The sequence below is a fragment of the Nonomuraea sp. bgisy101 genome (genome assembly GCF_057708945.1).
Map to the genome: position 1 here is coordinate 105,282 of NZ_JBYITD010000025.1, position 15,389 is coordinate 120,670.

The 15,389-nt window shown below is 70.7% G+C and carries 14 protein-coding genes; 11 read left to right on the forward strand and 3 right to left on the reverse strand.

The features are described from left to right. Positions 1–106: 106 nt before the first annotated feature. Positions 107–1,603, forward strand: a complete 1,497-nt coding sequence (locus AC3EO4_RS37880) for a CoA transferase (protein ID WP_431900248.1) — start codon at positions 107–109, stop codon at positions 1,601–1,603. On the opposite strand, the gene AC3EO4_RS37885 is transcribed toward AC3EO4_RS37880, so the two are convergent. After that, the gene (locus AC3EO4_RS37885; protein WP_431900249.1) at positions 1,587–2,909 is read right to left on the reverse strand and encodes an MFS transporter; all 1,323 of its coding nucleotides are present in this window, start codon (positions 2,907–2,909) and stop codon (positions 1,587–1,589) included. The genes AC3EO4_RS37880 and AC3EO4_RS37885 overlap by 17 nt on opposite strands. A 60-nt stretch (positions 2,910–2,969) precedes the next feature. On the opposite strand from AC3EO4_RS37885, the gene AC3EO4_RS37890 reads away from it, so the two are divergent. The 6 genes from AC3EO4_RS37890 to AC3EO4_RS37915 all read left to right on the forward strand — a co-directional run bounded on the left by AC3EO4_RS37890 (position 2,970) and on the right by AC3EO4_RS37915 (position 8,616). Continuing rightward, the gene (locus tag AC3EO4_RS37890; protein WP_431900295.1) at positions 2,970–3,707 is read left to right on the forward strand and encodes an ArsR/SmtB family transcription factor; all 738 of its coding nucleotides are present in this window, start codon (positions 2,970–2,972) and stop codon (positions 3,705–3,707) included. A gap of 604 nt (positions 3,708–4,311) precedes the next feature. Further along, complete coding sequence (gene rpsB, locus AC3EO4_RS37895) at positions 4,312–5,238, forward strand: 30S ribosomal protein S2 (protein WP_431900251.1); 927 nt, start codon at positions 4,312–4,314, stop codon at positions 5,236–5,238. A 123-nt stretch (positions 5,239–5,361) separates the two neighbouring features. Beyond that, positions 5,362–6,195, forward strand: coding sequence for a translation elongation factor Ts (gene tsf / locus AC3EO4_RS37900; protein ID WP_379575383.1), 834 nt, complete (start codon positions 5,362–5,364; stop codon positions 6,193–6,195). Positions 6,196–6,326: 131 nt separating this feature from the next. Continuing rightward, complete coding sequence (pyrH, locus tag AC3EO4_RS37905) at positions 6,327–7,025, forward strand: UMP kinase (RefSeq protein ID WP_358140623.1); 699 nt, start codon at positions 6,327–6,329, stop codon at positions 7,023–7,025. 100 nt (positions 7,026–7,125) lie between these two features. Then, positions 7,126–7,683 carry a ribosome recycling factor gene (frr, locus tag AC3EO4_RS37910; protein WP_379575384.1) on the forward strand — a complete coding sequence of 186 codons (558 nt, stop codon included), beginning with the start codon at positions 7,126–7,128 and terminating at the stop codon, positions 7,681–7,683. 108 nt (positions 7,684–7,791) lie between these two features. Then, complete coding sequence (locus tag AC3EO4_RS37915; protein ID WP_379575385.1) at positions 7,792–8,616, forward strand: phosphatidate cytidylyltransferase; 825 nt, start codon at positions 7,792–7,794, stop codon at positions 8,614–8,616. 24 nt (positions 8,617–8,640) lie between these two features. Here AC3EO4_RS37915 and AC3EO4_RS37920 read toward each other — a convergent pair whose 3' ends face one another. Next, complete coding sequence (locus AC3EO4_RS37920) at positions 8,641–9,558, reverse strand: suppressor of fused domain protein (protein WP_379575386.1); 918 nt, start codon at positions 9,556–9,558, stop codon at positions 8,641–8,643. 110 nt (positions 9,559–9,668) lie between these two features. Here AC3EO4_RS37920 and rlmN point away from each other — a divergent pair, with 110 nt between their 5' ends. Next, complete coding sequence (gene rlmN, locus AC3EO4_RS37925; RefSeq protein WP_379575387.1) at positions 9,669–10,778, forward strand: dual-specificity RNA methyltransferase RlmN; 1,110 nt, start codon at positions 9,669–9,671, stop codon at positions 10,776–10,778. Positions 10,779–10,808: 30 nt separating this feature from the next. On the opposite strand, the gene AC3EO4_RS37930 is transcribed toward rlmN, so the two are convergent. After that, on the reverse strand, positions 10,809–12,257 hold the full coding sequence (locus AC3EO4_RS37930; RefSeq protein ID WP_431900253.1) for a PucR family transcriptional regulator: 1,449 nt from the start codon (positions 12,255–12,257) through the stop codon (positions 10,809–10,811). Positions 12,258–12,358: 101 nt separating this feature from the next. Here AC3EO4_RS37930 and speB point away from each other — a divergent pair, with 101 nt between their 5' ends. The 3 genes from speB to AC3EO4_RS37945 are packed head-to-tail and all read left to right on the forward strand — an operon-like array spanning position 12,359 to position 15,316. Further along, positions 12,359–13,291 (forward strand): agmatinase, encoded by a 933-nt coding sequence (gene speB / locus AC3EO4_RS37935; RefSeq protein WP_431900254.1) that lies wholly within the window; start codon positions 12,359–12,361, stop codon positions 13,289–13,291. Further along, a complete protein-coding gene (locus AC3EO4_RS37940; protein WP_431900255.1) occupies positions 13,288–14,829 on the forward strand; it encodes a purine-cytosine permease family protein in 1,542 nt (513 codons plus the stop codon). Before speB ends, AC3EO4_RS37940 begins: the two co-directional genes overlap by 4 nt. Positions 14,830–14,839: 10 nt before the next feature. After that, positions 14,840–15,316, forward strand: coding sequence for a GNAT family N-acetyltransferase (locus AC3EO4_RS37945; protein WP_379575391.1), 477 nt, complete (start codon positions 14,840–14,842; stop codon positions 15,314–15,316). The last annotated feature ends 73 nt before the right edge of the window (positions 15,317–15,389 follow it).

Sequence of the window (15,389 nt, forward strand, 5' to 3'; positions counted from 1 at the left end):
GGAGCCTCAGCGGTGCGCTGTGAACGGGGAGCCTCGGTGGTGGGCGGTGGAAGGGAGCCTCGGTGGTGGGCTGAGGGAGGTCGACGATGGCGCAGGAGGTGATCCGGTGATCGAGGCGTTTGCCGAGGGGATGGTTCGGGACCTGGGGCTGCAGGCGGGTGTGGAGCTGCCTCGGGTGCGGGTCACCGATGACGGCTCGCGGCTGCCGTCGCCGTACCCGGTCGAGGTGGCCGCCGCCGTGTCCGTGGGAGCGGCGACGGCCGCGGCGGCGGCCATGCGGGGTCTGGACGCCGAGATCGATGTCCGGGAGGCGCTGGCCGCGTTCCTGGACGAGCGGCTCTTCACGATCGACGGGAAGTCGAAGAATCTGTGGTCGCCGTTCTCGGGTGACTACCGTACGGCGGACGGCTGGGTCAGGCTGCACTGCAACTTCGATCATCACCGCGATGCCGTGTTCGAGGCGCTCGGCACGGAGGAGATCGGCGCGGCGTGCGCGAGCCGTACCTCTTTGGAGATCGAAAGGGCTGTGACGGAGGCCGGAGGGTGCGCGGCGGCGTTGAAGACGCCGGAGGAGTGGCGGCGCGATCCCCGGTCGCGGGCGGTCGCGGGGCTGCCGCTGGTGCGGATGAGGAGAGTGGGGGAGGGGCCGGCTCGACGGAGGGAGACGCCGAGGGTCCTCGACCTCACCAGGGTGATCGCGGGGCCTGTGGCGACCAGGACGCTGGCGGCCTACGGGGCGGATGTGCTCAAGGTGGGCATGCCGGGGCTGCCCGAGGTGGACGGTCTGGTGATCAGTACGGCGTTCGGCAAGCGGTCGTGCCATCTCGACCCGGGCGATGGGGCGTTCGCACGGCTGGTCGAGCAGGCCGATGTGGTGGTGAGGGCGGTCAGGCCCGGGGCGCTCGGCGTCGTCGACGAGGTGGCGAGGAGGAGCCCTGGCTTGATCGTCGTGGACATCACCGCGTATGGACCTGCCGGAGGGCGGGGGTTCGACAGCCTGGTGCAGATGGCGACGGGCCTCGCGTGGGGTGATCCGCCGAGACCGCTGCCCGCGCAGGTGCTCGACCACGCGACCGGGTATCTGGCCGCGTTCGGGGCGATGGCGGCGCTGCTCCGGCGACAGGAGGAGGGCGGGTCGTGGCGGGTGGAGCTGAGCCTGGCCAGGACCGCCCAGTGGCTCGCCGAGCTGAGCCAGACCGGGACGACGAGGCCGGAGGTGGAGCGGGGTGAGGCTGGGGCGGTGCCGGTGAGCGGCGGGGGCTCAGGACAGGCCGGGAGGGCGAGGCAGGGAGGCGAGCGGGGCGAGGCCGGGACGGCCGGTGAGCTGGAGCCGACCGCGAAGGCGCGGTTGGGGGATGAGCGCCGGGTCGGGACGGTGCCGCCGATCGGGGAGCCCGCGCAGGTCGCGGAGGAGCCGAAGCCGAGCGGGGAGAGCGCGAAGGGGGTCGATGTCTCGGGCCTCATGGGGGAGATGGACAGCGCCTTCGGCAGGCTCGGGTACGTGTTGCCGCCCGGACGGGTCGGAGGGCGGCGGCCCGGTTGGAGGACGGCGCCGCCGCGCCAGGGCGAGCACGCCCCCGAGTGGCTCACGTACCCGTCCTGATCTTGGTCAGTGAGAGCTCCCTCATCGCCGCGCTCAGCGCGGGATCGGGTGCAGGTGCGGGTGCGGGCCTGACACGGCGTGGGCGCATCGGGGAGGTCCAGATCCACAGGCCCGCGAGGGCGATCCCGCAGGCGCAGATGAGGATGACCGCCCGCAGGCCGACCACCTCGGCGAGCAGGCCGCCCGTGAGGCTGCCGAGGGCGAGCACCCCCTGGATGGCGAAGGTCATGGTGGCGTTGACGCGTCCCATCATCTCGGCGGGCGCCTCGCGCATGCAGACGACGTTCATGCAGGTGGCGAAGGAGGTGACGAGCGCCCCGATGAGCAGCCCCGACGCGGCCATGATGGGGACCTTGACCCAGAGCGGGCCGCTGACCAGTCCGACCACCAGCATGTCGACGGGGAAGAGCAGGATCGTGTAGGCCATGAGCCTGTCCTCGCCGAAGCGCTTGGCGAGCCTGGTGGCCGCCCACGCGCCGATCAGTCCGCCGACGCCGGAGATCGCGGTGAGCGCGCCGATCATGCCCTGCGGGATCCCCAGGACGTGGAGCATGTAGAGGATGGCGATGGCGATGTAGGCCATGGCGAAGAAGTTCAGCGTGATGCCCGCGCCGAGGATGGCGCGCAGCACGGGGTTTGTGACGCTGACGCGCAGCCCCTCGAGGACATCCCGCCACATGCCGCGTGACGCGCTCGGCTCGTGGTGCTCGGGGGTGCGGATGGAGCGCAGCATCAGCGCGGAGGCCAGGAACGACGCCCCTTCCACCAGTACGGCCAGCGGCGCGGTGAGCGCCTGGACCAGCAACCCTGCGAGGCCAGGGCCGGCGATGGAGGCGACCGAGTAGGAGGCGTGGAAGCCGGCCATCGCCTCGGTCCGCTTCTCGGCGGGAACGACCACGGCCAGATGGGGGAAGTTGGCCGCCTTGAACACCACGCCCGCCGTACCGATGACGAGGGCGACGGCGATCAGCAGCGGCATGGTCAGCGCGCCGGCGAACCAGGCGATGGGCACCGTGAACGCCGCGCAGGCGGCGACCAGCTCGCAGGCGATCATCAGCGGGCGGTGCCGCCTGAGCCGGTCGGCGAGCGCTCCGGCGTGCAGGCCGAACAGCAGCACGGGCACGGAGGCCATCGCGGTCAGAACGCCCATCTGCGCCGGCGTGGCGGCGAGAAGCGTGACCGCGGTGAGGGGGACGGCCAGCCTGGAGACCTCCGAGCCGGTGATGGAGATCGTCCTGGCCGACCACAGCAGACGGTAGTCGCGCTGCCTGCGGAGCGGAAGGGAGTCCTGAAGGGTTTGCTTCACAACTGTGAAAGTAATCCTTCAGATTTGTGAAGGCAACCCTTCAGGTATGTTCGTCACGTGATGCAGGAGGAACGGCGCCCGCCGCTGAGCGACCCCAAGGCGATGCGCGCGCTCGCGCATCCGGCCCGCCTGTCGATGCTCAACGAACTGATCATGCGCAGGACGGCGACCGCGACCACGCTCGCCGAGGTCGTCGGCGTCTCACCGAGCGCGGCCAGCTACCACCTGCGCATGCTGGAGAAGTACGGCTTCGTCCAGGACGCCCCGGCCAGTGGCGACGCCAGGGAGCGGATGTGGGCCATCGCACCGGGCGGCATCACCTTCGGCTACGAGAACGACGACGGGCACGGCATCCGCGAGGCCAAGCGGCTGCTCGTCGACTCGATCTGGGCGGACAAGGACAGCGAGGCCAGGCGGGCGCTGGAGGCGGCGCCCAGCGAGTCGGAGGAGTGGCGCGACGCGATGTCCTTCGGCCGCGCGCACCTGATGATCACCGCGGCGGAGCTGAAGGAACTACGCGAGCGGATCGAGGAGCTCGTGCGCCCCTACTCCACCTCGAGCAGGACCGACGCGCCGGAGGCCGCCCGGTATGCGGAGATGCACCTGTCGCTCTTCCCCAGGGCCGCCCGATCCACGCCGGGTCTGCCGACGGAGGACCACGACGCCGCGAGTGTGGCGGCGGAGGATCACGCCGCACCGGGGGCTCGGCCGGAGGACCGCGACGCGCCTGGTGCGCCGGCGGGTGATCGCGGCGCGCCCGGTGCGCCGGCGGCGGATCGCGACGCGACTGGCGGGTGATCGCGGCGCGCCTGGTGCACCGGCGGGTGATCGCGGCGCGTCCGGTGCGCCGGCGGCTGATCGCGGCGCGCCCGACGTTTCCCGCGGGAGGCCACGGCGCCCGACATGCCGTGGGGGCCATGGTGCGCCCCACGTGCCGGCGGGGCCGCGATGCGTGTTTCCCGCGGGAGGCCGCGGCGCCCGACATGCCATGAGGGCCGCGGTGCGCCCATGTGCCGCCGGGGGTCGCGGTGCGCCCCATGTGCCGGCGGGGGCCGCGATGCGCTGGGCGTGCGGGCAAAGGAGCGCGGCGTGTCGGGCGCGACCGGTGTGTCGGTGGAGGATCGTGATGCCCCGGGCGCGTCGGCGGAGGATCGCCCTGTGACGGGCCCGCAGGCGGAGAATCGCGAGGCGGGTTGACGTGCGCCGTCAGCCGGAGCGGTCAGGCCGGGCCTCCCTGCAAGGTATGCTTTTCGGTGGCCTGTCAGCGACAGGCCGACTTCGCATGCCCCGTCGCGAACCGTTCCTTCGGTCCGGGCGAGAGTCCGGCAGGAGCGGGTGCGGGGCATCAGGGCGGCAGGCCGTACGGCTGCCGCGCACAACCGAGAAACTGGAGGACCAGCACATGGCCCCCGTCGTCACCATGCGACAGCTCCTCGAGAGCGGCGTTCACTTCGGCCACCAGACCCGCAGGTGGAACCCGAAGATGAAGCGCTTCATCTTCACCGAGCGCAACGGCATCTACATCATCGACCTGCAGAAGTCGCTGTCGTTCATCGACCGCGCTTACGACTTCGTCAAGGAGACGGTCGCCCACGGCGGCACGATCCTGTTCATCGGCACGAAGAAGCAGGCTCAGGAGGCCATCGCCGAGCAGGCCGGCCGCGTCGGCATGCCGTATGTCAACCAGCGCTGGCTGGGTGGCATGCTCACCAACTTCTCCACCGTGCACAAGAGGCTCCAGCGTCTGAAGGAGCTCGAGGAGCTCGACTTCGACAACGTGGCCGCCTCGGGGCTCACCAAGAAGGAGCTCCTCATGCGCCGCCGCGAGAAGGAGAAGCTCGAGCGCACGCTCGGCGGCATCCGCGACATGGGCCGCGTGCCCAGCGCGGTGTGGATCGTCGACACCAAGAAGGAGCACATCGCGATCTCCGAGGCCAAGAAGCTCGGCATCCCGGTCGTCGCGATCCTCGACACCAACTGCGACCCTGACGAGGTCGACTACCCGATCCCCGGCAACGACGACGCCATCCGCGCCGTCGGCCTGCTGACCAGGGTCGTCGCCGACGGTGTCGCCGCCGGCCTCATGGCCCGCTCCGGCGCCGCCCGCGGCGACGAGAAGCCCGCCGCCGCCGAGCCGCTGGCCGAGTGGGAGCGCGAGCTCATCGAGCAGGGCGCCGGCGAGCAGAAGGTCGAGGAGGCCGCCGAGGTCGCTGAGGTCGCCGTCGAGGAGACCGCCGAGGTCGCCGCCGAGGCCGAGGTCGCGGCCGAGGCCGAGGCCGCTCCCGCCGAGGCGCAGGCCGGTGTCGAGGGCGAGACCGAGCAGGCCTAGGGGCTTGCGCTGGTACGGCTCGCGCCGGGCGCGCGAGCCGTACCTCACGCCGGTGGTCGCACCGGCACTGAGGCTTTCCGGGTCCACACCCGATCCACGACGACATCCCACGAGGAAAAGCACATGGCTTCCGTGAACATGGCCGACGTCAAGCGGCTTCGCGAGCTGACCGCCGCCGGCATGATGGACTGCAAGAAGGCGCTGGAGGAGTCCGAGGGCGACTTCGACCGCGCCGTCGAGATCCTGCGCCTCAAGGGCGCCAAGGACGTCGGCAAGCGCGAGGCTCGCACCGCCTCCAACGGCCTGGTCGCGCTCAAGCAGGACGGCGACTCCGCCGCCGCGCTGCTCGAGCTCAACTGCGAGACCGACTTCGTCGCCAAGGGTGAGCGCTTCCAGGAGCTGGCCGCCCAGGTCGTCGAGCACATCCTGGCCACCAAGCCCGGTGACGTCGACACCCTGCTCGCCTCCACCTTCGACGGCAAGTCCGTCAAGGAGCACCTCGACGAGGCCAACGCCGCGCTGGGCGAGAAGATCGAGATCCGCCGTTTCGCCGTGCTCGAGGGCGGCTACGTCGGCGCCTACATGCACAAGACCGACCCGCAGCTCCCGCCGGCCGTCGGTGTGCTCGTGCAGCTCGACAAGCCCAACGCCGAGGTCGCCAAGGACATCGCGCAGCACGCCGCCGCCATGGCGCCGAAGTACCTCAACGCCGAGGCCGTTCCCGCCGACGTCATCGAGAAGGAGCGCGCGCTCTTCGAGGAGATGACCCGCGAGGAGGGCAAGCCCGAGGCCGCGATCGCCAAGATCGTCGAGGGTCGCGTCAACGGCTGGTACAAGGACTTCACCCTGCTGCAGCAGGCCTTCGTGAAGGACAACAAGAAGTCGATCGCCAAGTACGCCGACGAGAACGGCGTCGAGGTCCTCGCCTTCGTCCGTTACAAGGTCGGCCAGGCTTAGTCTCGAGGTGGGAGGCGGGGTCGTCTCCCATCTCGACGACAGCTTTACTAGAACCACCACCCGAGGAGGCCGCCGCCGTGCAGGAGAATCAGGAGCCCGTCACGCCGGCGGCTTCGTCGTACAAGAGAGTCATGTTGAAGCTGTCCGGTGAGGCTTTCGCCGGCGGTGAGCCGATGGGCATCGACCCGGAGGTGGTCGGTCACGTGGCCGACTCGATCGCCGAGGCCGTCCGCGAGGGCGTGCAGGTGGCGGTCGTGGTCGGCGGCGGCAACATGTTCCGCGGCGCCGCCCTGTCCGCCGGCGGCCTCGACCGCGGCAGAGGCGACTACATGGGCATGCTGGGCACGGTCATCAACTGCCTGGCGCTCCAGGACTTCCTTGAGAAGCGCGGCATCGAGACCCGTGTCCAGACCGCGATCACCATGCAGCAGGTGGCCGAGCCGTTCCTGCCGCGCCGCGCCATCAGGCACCTCGAGAAGGGGCGCGTGGTCATCTTCGGCGCGGGGCTCGGCATCCCCTACTTCTCCACCGACACCTGCGCCGCCCAGCGCGCGCTGGAGGTCGGCGCGGAGGCGCTGCTCAAGGGCACTCAGGTGGACGGGGTCTACGACTCCGACCCGCGCAAGAACCCCGACGCGGTCCGTTTCGACCACCTCGACTACGCGGAGGTTCTCGTACGTGACCTCGCCGTCATGGACCAGACCGCGATCAGCCTGTGCAAGGAGAACGACCTGCCCATCGTGGTCTTCGACCTGATGGGCGAAGGCAACATCCTGCGCGCGGTGCGCGGTGAGAAGATCGGCACGCTGGTGAGTCCGGCAGGGAAATAGGGAGCGAGCCTGACGAAGCGCGCGAAGCGGTACCTGGCGCAGACTGATGGGACCGCGGAGCGAGCCAGGAAGGTGAGCGACCAATAGACAGGGAGCCGCTGTGATCGACGAAACCCTCCTCGAAGCCGAGGAAAAGATGGACAAGGCCGTTTCGGTCGCGAAGGAGGACTTCGCGGGCATCAGGACCGGCCGCGTCACCCCGTCGATGTTCAACAAGATCAACGCCGAGTACTACGGTTCGCCGACCCCGATCCAGCAGCTGGCCTCGTTCCATGTTCCCGAGGCCCGCATGGTCATCATCCAGCCCTACGACAAGGGCTCGATGGGGGCGATCGAGAAGGCGATTCGCGACTCCGACCTCGGTGTCAACCCCAGCAACGACGGCCAGGTGATCAGGGTGGCCTTCCCCGAGCTGTCGGAGGAGCGCCGCAAGGAGTACGTCAAGGTCGCGCGTAACAAGGGCGAGCACGCCAAGGTCTCCATCCGCAACATCCGCCGCTCCGCCAAGGAGACCCTTGACAAGATGATCAAGGATGGCGACGCCGGCGAGGACGAGGTCCGCCGCGCGGAGAAGGAGCTCGACGACCTGACCCAGAAGCACGTCGCCAAGATCGACGAGCTGCTCAAGCAGAAGGAAGCGGAGCTGCTCGAGGTCTGAGCGGTCGCATCCGCACGGCCCTCGCGTGATGCGGGGGCCGTGGCTGTATCAAGCGAAGCGTGCGCATCAGACGGCTCGGCGCGGTCTGACCGCCGAGTGGGAGAGTCAGTGGAAGAACGCACGCCGGGCAGCCGTACCGGCAGGAACCTGCCGGCCGCGATCGCGGTCGGCGCCGGTCTGGGCGCCCTGGTCCTCATCTCCCTGCTGACGATCAAGGAGATCTTCCTCCTGGTGGTCGCGGGGGCCGTGGGGGTGGGAGTGGCGGAGGTCGTCCATGCGCTGGGCACCCGCGGCATCAGGGTCCCGCTGATCCCCGTGCTCGTGGCGACTGCCGCGATGCAGGCGGGCGCGTACTGGGGCGGGGCCTCGTGGCTGCTCGGCATCTACGTCGTGTTCGTGTTCGCGCTGCTGCTGTGGCGCATGTTCGACGGCGAACAGGACGGCTACGTCCGTGACGCCACGGCGTCGGTGTTCGCGCTGGCCTACCCGCCGCTGCTGGCGGGGTTCGTGGCACTGCTGCTCGCCGAGCCGGGCGACGGCCACTACCGGGTGCTGATCTTCATCGCGGTCACGGTCAGCAGCGACATCGGCGGCTACTTCGCCGGGGTCCTGTTCGGCAGGCACAAGATGTCGATCATCAGCCCGAAGAAGACCTGGGAGGGCTTCGCCGGGTCGGTGATCGCCTGCACGGCCGTGGGCGCCTGGCTGGTGGCCTGGCTGATGGGCGGCCAGCTGTGGCAGGGCGCGCTGATCGGCGTGCTGGGAGCCGTCATGGCGACGCTGGGCGACCTGATCGAGTCGATGATCAAGCGGGATCTCGGCATCAAGGACATGGGGTCGGTGCTGCCGGGTCATGGCGGGCTGATGGACCGGCTCGACTCCCTGGTGGCGACGCTGATCCCGGTGTGGCTGCTGTTGTCGCTGTTCTTCTAGCCGCGTCACAGGGGCGGGGAGCGGTCAGGCATTGTTCCAGGCTTCCAGCCAGAGCCAGCGGACGGCCTCGCCGCCGAACCCGAACCCCGATAAGTCAGGCATGTGAGGGGCTTCGGCCAGCATGATCACCCCGTCGTACTGGGCGCCGAGCGGGAACGTCGACGGCTCGTGGTACCACTTGGCGGTGTGCCCGTGACCCAGCCACGTCACCGAGTGCCACGGGTACTGCGCCAGCCACACCAGCAGGAGCGCCGCCTCGCGCGGATCGCCGTGCGTGGCGACGGCCAGCTCGATCCTGGCGTAGGCGCGGGGCCTGTCGATCCACTGCTCGACCGTGGGCATGCGCTGGCAGCTCATGCCGACCGTCGACAGCACGGTGAAGTCCCTGCCCGCGTACGGCGGGCGCTCGGTGATCCCCACCGTCGGGAGGCGTTCGCCGCTGGCGTCCCAGTATCGCCCCGAAGGCCCGACCGTCCGGTCGAGATGCCCCATGACGAACTGCTGGAAGGACGCCCACGAGCCCTCGCTGTGGCGCCACTGCCAGTAGGCACGGGCATGGGTGAGGCGCGGCTGCAGCCCTTCGAGCGCCTCGGACAGCGCCCAGGCGAACGGCGTCTCGCCGACGGCGTCGCGCGCGTAGCCCGGCATGCCCCTGCTCATGTCCGCCCAGCCAGGAATGACCGCGAGAAGCTCGTCGTTCTCATAGAGGGCGACACCGTCGCCCTCCTCGAACCACAACGTGGTCAACTGGCCGAGCGCGTGCCGTCCCTCGGGATGGCGGGTGTTCGGCCGTGGCATGACAGGCGGCGCGCCCGCGTTCAGTCTCGCCAGATCGACGACCTCGGGAGCGGGTGCGTGGTTGGCCAGCCAGACGGCTCCGTGCACCTCGCCGCCAGGGGAGCACAGGTAAGCTACCGACGCGGCTTCGTCGCGTTCGACCACCAGAGTGCGGCTCCCATAAGGGTTCCCATCGGTGAGGACGACCTCGGTTTGCCCCTCGCCAGACGATCGGTATATCGCCACATCTGGACTTTAGATCAAAGAGAGGGCTCATGACCGCCGAGAAGACCGAGCGCCCGTTGCTGCAGTTCGCGGCACCGCGCCGGGCCAAGCCCGCGAGACATCTGGCGGACCTGACGATGCCCGAGCGCCGCGCGGCAGTCGCCGAGCTCGGCGAGAAGCCCTTCCGCGCCGACCAGCTCTCGCGCCACTACTTCTCGCACCTCACCACCGACGTCGCGGAGATGACCGACCTTTCGGCCGCCGCGCGCGAGAAGCTGTCGGTGCTGCTGCCACCGCTGCTGACCTCCGTGCGCGAGCTGACCACCGACGCGGGCACCACCCGCAAGACGCTGTGGCGGCTGTTCGACGGCGCGCTGGTCGAGTCGGTGCTGATGCGCTACCCGGACAGGGTCACGATGTGCGTGTCCTCGCAGGCGGGCTGCGGCATGAACTGCCCGTTCTGCGCCACGGGGCAGGCGGGGCTGACCCGCAACATGTCCACGGCCGAGATCGTCGAGCAGGTCGTCTCGGGGGCGAGGGCGCTGGCCGCGAACGAGGTCCCCGGCGGGCCCGGCCGGGTCAACAACGTGGTCTTCATGGGCATGGGCGAGCCGCTGGCCAACTACAAGGCCGTGATCGGCGCGGTGCGCCGCCTGGTCGACCCCGCGCCCGACGGGCTCGGCATCTCCGCGCGCGGCATCACCGTCTCCACGGTCGGCCTCGTGCCCGCGATCAACAAGCTCGCCGACGAGGGGCTGCCCGTCACGCTCGCGCTGTCGCTGCACGCGCCCGACGACGAACTGCGCGACAGCCTGGTGCCGATCAACACCAGGTGGAAGGTGCACGAGGTGCTCGACGCGGCCTGGGCGTACGCGGCCAAGACCAAGCGGCGGGTGTCGATCGAGTACGCACTGATCAAGGACATCAACGACCAGGAGTGGCGGGCCGACCTGCTCGGCAAGCTGGTGAAGCACAAGCTGGTGCACGTCAACCTGATCCCGCTCAACCCGACTCCTGGATCGAAGTGGACGGCCTCGCGTCCTGAGGACGAGCGGGCGTTCGTGCGCCGCCTGGAGTTCCACGGGGTGCCGGTGACCGTTCGCGACACCCGCGGGCGCGAGATCGACGGCGCCTGCGGCCAGCTCGCCGCGGCCGAGTAGCCATCCCGTACGGCCCGCCGGTCGGTGGGGTCAGTCCTCCAGGCCGAGCCGGCGCGCGGCACGGATGGCCAGCCACACCTCGGTGAAGGCCGCGCTGGACGACAGGTCGCGCCCGGTCAGCTCGGCGAACCGCCGCAGCCGGTAGGCCAGCGTGTTCGGGTGCACGTGGAGCGCCGCCGCCGCGTCCTCGGTGCGCCGGTCGCGCTCCATCCACGTGCGCGCGGACGTCAGCAGCCGCGAGCCGTGCGCGGAGTCGTAGGCGATCACCTTTCCCAGGACGTGCTCCACCAGCGCGGTCAGCACCCACGGGTCGTCCTGCAGCCACCTGCCGGTCGTGTCGTTGCCGTAGTGGACCAGCGCCCTGCCCGACTCGGCGGCTCTGGAGGCCGCCCACACCGCCTCCCGCTGCGCCACCCGCATCGGCTCGCCAGGGGTGAACGGCCTGGACACGCCGGCGGCCACTCCGGGGAGCTCGGCTACGGCGCCGGCGAGGTCGGGGGCGCCGAGCACGTAGCGGTCGTCGCCGCGGCGCAGCATCAGGTGCGGGGCGTCGTCGAGGGCGCGGCGCAGCGCCTCGTCGGTCACCCGGCGGACCGCGAGCAGAACGATGGGCGCCTCGAGCCCCATCCTGGCCAGCCGCCGTCGCGCAGTGGCCGGGTCGAGCACGTCCTGAAGGAGCTCGGACAGCGTCTCCGCGCCCTCTCTGCGCAGCGTCTCCCTCTCGTGCCTGACCATGGCGACCTGCAACGCGGCGACGGTGGCGATGTGCTGGACGACGGCCAGGCCCGCGGGCCGCGGGCCCTCGCGCTCGAAGGCGACCAGGAACCCGGCGGGCCCTCCGGGCGACGGCACGGGCAACACGAATCCGCCGGGGATGGTCGGCGGCGCGTCGGGCGCGGAGGGCAGCACGTCGAGCGAGGGCACGGGCACGCCGGGCAGCAGGGGCCTGCCCTGCGGGGTGCAGAGGAAGACCTCGTAGCCGCTCAGCCGTTCGAGCCGCCTGAACAGGGTGGCGTGGTCGAGGTCCTCCGCGGCCAGCCAGCGCAGCGCGCCGAACACCTGCAGCTGGGCTCCGAGCCGTTGCCTGGCGTCCTCCTGTACGGCCGCGGCCACCTCCTGCGCGATGGCGATGAACGGCACCGCCAGCGGCACCTCGAGGACGGGCATGCCGCGTTCCTCGGCCGCCTCGAAGAACGCGCCGTGCAGCGGCGGCATGTGCAGCTGCGCCGACAGCGCCAGCGCGGACACTCCCGCGTCGTCGAGCCGTTCGAGGTAGGCCCGCTGTTTCGCGGCGGTGCGCGGCACGCCCAGCCCGGTCGTCATGATCATCTCGGCGCCGAGCAGCCACGGCGTCGGGTCGTCGAGCTCGCTGACGTGCGCCCACGACACCGATCGCGACAGGCCCGCCTGACCCGCGAGGAGGCGCAGTTGCAGAGCAGGGGAGCGGAGAAGATCCTCGACCGAGACCTTTGTGGCCATTCACAAAGAGTATGAAGAACTTCATGACCTGCACAATTGTTCCTCGTGGCGGCGCCCCGCACACTCGTGCAAACAGCAGCCTCGAGAAACGGAGACAGGACATGCCCAGGGGGCCCGTCGACTCCTCCAGCACCCCGCGCTTCGCGGGGTTCGCCACCTTCGCCCGCCTGCCCCGCCTCGACGAGATCGAGCACGCGGACGTCGCGGTCGTAGGCGTGCCGTTCGACAGCGGCGTCTCCTACCGGCCCGGCGCCCGTTTCGGCCCCGCCGCCGTGAGGGAGGCCTCACGGCTGCTGCGGCCGTACCACCCCGGCCTGGACGTCTCGCCCTTCGAGCGGCTGCAGGTCGCCGACGCGGGCGACATCGCCTGCAATCCTTTCAACATCGGCGAGGCGGTGGAGACCATCCAGCACGCGGCCGCCTCCCTCGACAGCAGGCTGGTGACGATCGGCGGCGACCACACGATCGCGCTGCCGCTGCTGCGCGCCGTGGCCGCGAAGCACGGCCCGGTGGCGCTGCTGCACTTCGACGCGCACCTGGACACCTGGGACACCTACTTCGGTGCGGAGTACACCCACGGCACCCCGTTCCGCAGGGCGGTCGAGGAGGGCATCCTCGACACCGAGGCGCTCAGCCACGTCGGCATCCGCGGCCCGCTGTACGGCAAGCGCGACCTGGACGAGGACCGCAGGCTCGGCTTCGGCGTCGTCACCGCCGCCGACGTGCTGCGCCGCGGCCTGGACGAGGTCGTCGACGCGCTGCGCCAGCGCATCGGCGACCGTCCGCTCTACGTCTCGGTCGACATCGACGTGCTCGACCCCGCGCACGCGCCGGGCACCGGCACCCCGGAGGCGGGCGGCCTGACCAGCCGCGAGCTGCTGGAGATCCTGCGCGGACTGGCAGGAACGAACCTGGTCGGCGCCGACGTGGTCGAGGTCGCCCCCGCCTACGACCACGCGGAGATCACCTCCGTCGCCGCCTCCCACGTCGCGTACGACCTGATCAGCCTGCTGGCCGTGAAGGAGAAGCCGTGAGCCGCCGGGAAAGCCTCACCGAGATCGAGACCTACGGCGTCGACCGCATCCCCGACGCCGACCGTACCGCCCGCCCCATCGACCTGTTCAGGCTCGCCTTCGGCGGCGCGAACACCTTCGCCACCTGCGTGCTCGGCGCCTTCCCCATCCTGTTCGGCCTGTCGTTCTGGCAGGGACTGGCCGCCACCGTGCTCGGCCTGGTGGTGGGCGCGCTGATCCTGGCCCCGCTGTCGCTGTTCGGTCCGCTCAACGGAACCAACAACGCGGTGTCCTCCTCGGCACACCTGGGAGTCCACGGCCGGATCGTCGGCTCGTTCCTGTCGCTGCTGACCGCGATCGCGTTCTTCTCCATCTCCGTGTGGTCGTCGGGCGACGCGCTGGTCGGCGGCGCCCACCGCCTGGTGGGCCTGCCCGAGAGCGGGCCCGCCTACGGCGTGGCGTACGCGCTGTTCGCGAGCCTCGTGCTGATCGTCTGCGTGTACGGCTTCCGCTTCATGCTCTTCGTCAACAAGATCGCCGTCGTGGCCGCGTCGCTGCTGTTCGTGCTGGGCGTCTTCGCCTTCGCCGGCGACTTCGACCCCTCCTACGCGGGCACGATCGGCCCCGGTGACCCGCTCTTCTGGCCCTCGTTCATCGGCGCGGCGCTGATCGTGCTGTCCAACCCGGTCTCGTTCGGCGCCTTCCTCGGCGACTGGTCGCGCTACATCCCGGCCGAGACGCCGCGCTCGCGGGTGATGGCCGCGGCCTTCCTCTCGCAGATCGCCACCATCCTGCCGTTCTTCTTCGGCCTGGCCACCGCCTCGGTCATCGCGGTCAAGGCGCAGGAGTACGTCGACCCGGCCGCGCCCAACTACGTCGGCGGCCTGCTGGCCATCTCGCCCGCGTGGTACTTCGTGCCGGTCTGCCTCATCGCTCTGGTCGGCGGCATGTCCACGGGCACCACCGCCCTGTACGGCACCGGCCTGGACTTCTCCAGCGTCTTCCCGCGCTTCTCCCGGGTCCAGGCCACGGTGTTCATCGGCGTGCTGTCGATCGCCTTCATCTTCGTCGGCCGCTTCGCCGCGAACCTCACCCAGAGCATCTCGACCTTCGCCACGCTCATCATCACCTGCACGGCGCCGTGGATGGTCATCATGATGCTGGGCTACGTCACCCGCCGCGGCTGGTACGACGCCGAGGCGCTGCAGGTCTTCAACCGCCGTCAGCGCGGTGGCCGCTACTGGTTCACCCATGGCTGGAACTGGCGCGGCATGACCGCGTGGCTGGCCTCGGCGGCGCTTGCCATCCTGTTCGTCAACCTGCCGGGCCAGTTCGTCGGCCCGCTCGGTGACCTGGCAGGCGGCGTGGACATCTCGCTGCCGCTCGGCCTCTCGGTCGCGGCCGTGCTCTACCTCGCCCTGCTGTTCGCCTTCCCCGAGCCGCGCGCCGTGTACGGTCCCGAGGGCCCGCGCCTGGTCGGCTCGACCGACGCGCCCGTCCCGCCCATCGTCTCCGCCGACGCGGGGGTGCTCAGGTCCGAGGCGCCGCTCGTCGGCTAGCGTGGCGGGCATGGCGCTCGACGTCCGCCCGATCGGCCGCGAAGACCGCGAGATCGTCCTGCGCGTGCTCGCCTCCCGCTGGGGCGGCCCGCTGGTGGTCGGCCACGGCGAGGTGATGGACGCGGGCTCGCTGCCGGGCCTGCTCGCCCACCTCGACGGAGACCTGGCGGGACTGCTCACCTACGCGCCGCGCGGCGACGCGTGGGAGGTCGTCACCGTCGACGCCCTCATCCCAGGAAAGGGGGCGGCGACCGCCCTGCTCGACGCGGTCAGGCAGGCCGCGCGCGAGGCGGGCGCCGCCCGGCTGTGGCTCGTCACCACCAACGACAACACGCACGCGCTGCGCTTCTACCAGCGCTACGGCTTCGATCTGGTCGCCCTGCGCACGAACGCGGTCGACGAGGCCCGCAGGCTGAAGCCTTCCATCCCGGCCGTCTCCGACGGCATTCCGATCAGCCACGAACTGGAGCTCGCCCTCACACCCTGACGTCACGCGATTCACGCACCCCGCCTTTCCCTCGACGAGAACGCGGCAACACGCGGCGGCGCAAGGGGATGTC

What these genes read in the sequence shown, in the direction of transcription:
- AC3EO4_RS37890 (WP_431900295.1), top strand. Translation starts at nt 2,970, where the DNA reads ATGCAGGAGGAACGGCGCCCGCCGCTGAGCGACCCCAAGGCGATGCGC.
- rpsB (WP_431900251.1), top strand. Translation starts at nt 4,312, where the DNA reads ATGGCCCCCGTCGTCACCATGCGACAGCTCCTCGAGAGCGGCGTTCAC.
- tsf (WP_379575383.1), top strand. Translation starts at nt 5,362, where the DNA reads ATGGCTTCCGTGAACATGGCCGACGTCAAGCGGCTTCGCGAGCTGACC.
- pyrH (WP_358140623.1), top strand. Translation starts at nt 6,327, where the DNA reads ATGTTGAAGCTGTCCGGTGAGGCTTTCGCCGGCGGTGAGCCGATGGGC.
- rlmN (WP_379575387.1), top strand. Translation starts at nt 9,669, where the DNA reads ATGACCGCCGAGAAGACCGAGCGCCCGTTGCTGCAGTTCGCGGCACCG.
- AC3EO4_RS37930 (WP_431900253.1), bottom strand. Translation starts at nt 12,257, where the DNA reads ATGGCCACAAAGGTCTCGGTCGAGGATCTTCTCCGCTCCCCTGCTCTG.
- speB (WP_431900254.1), top strand. Translation starts at nt 12,359, where the DNA reads ATGCCCAGGGGGCCCGTCGACTCCTCCAGCACCCCGCGCTTCGCGGGG.
- AC3EO4_RS37945 (WP_379575391.1), top strand. Translation starts at nt 14,840, where the DNA reads ATGGCGCTCGACGTCCGCCCGATCGGCCGCGAAGACCGCGAGATCGTC.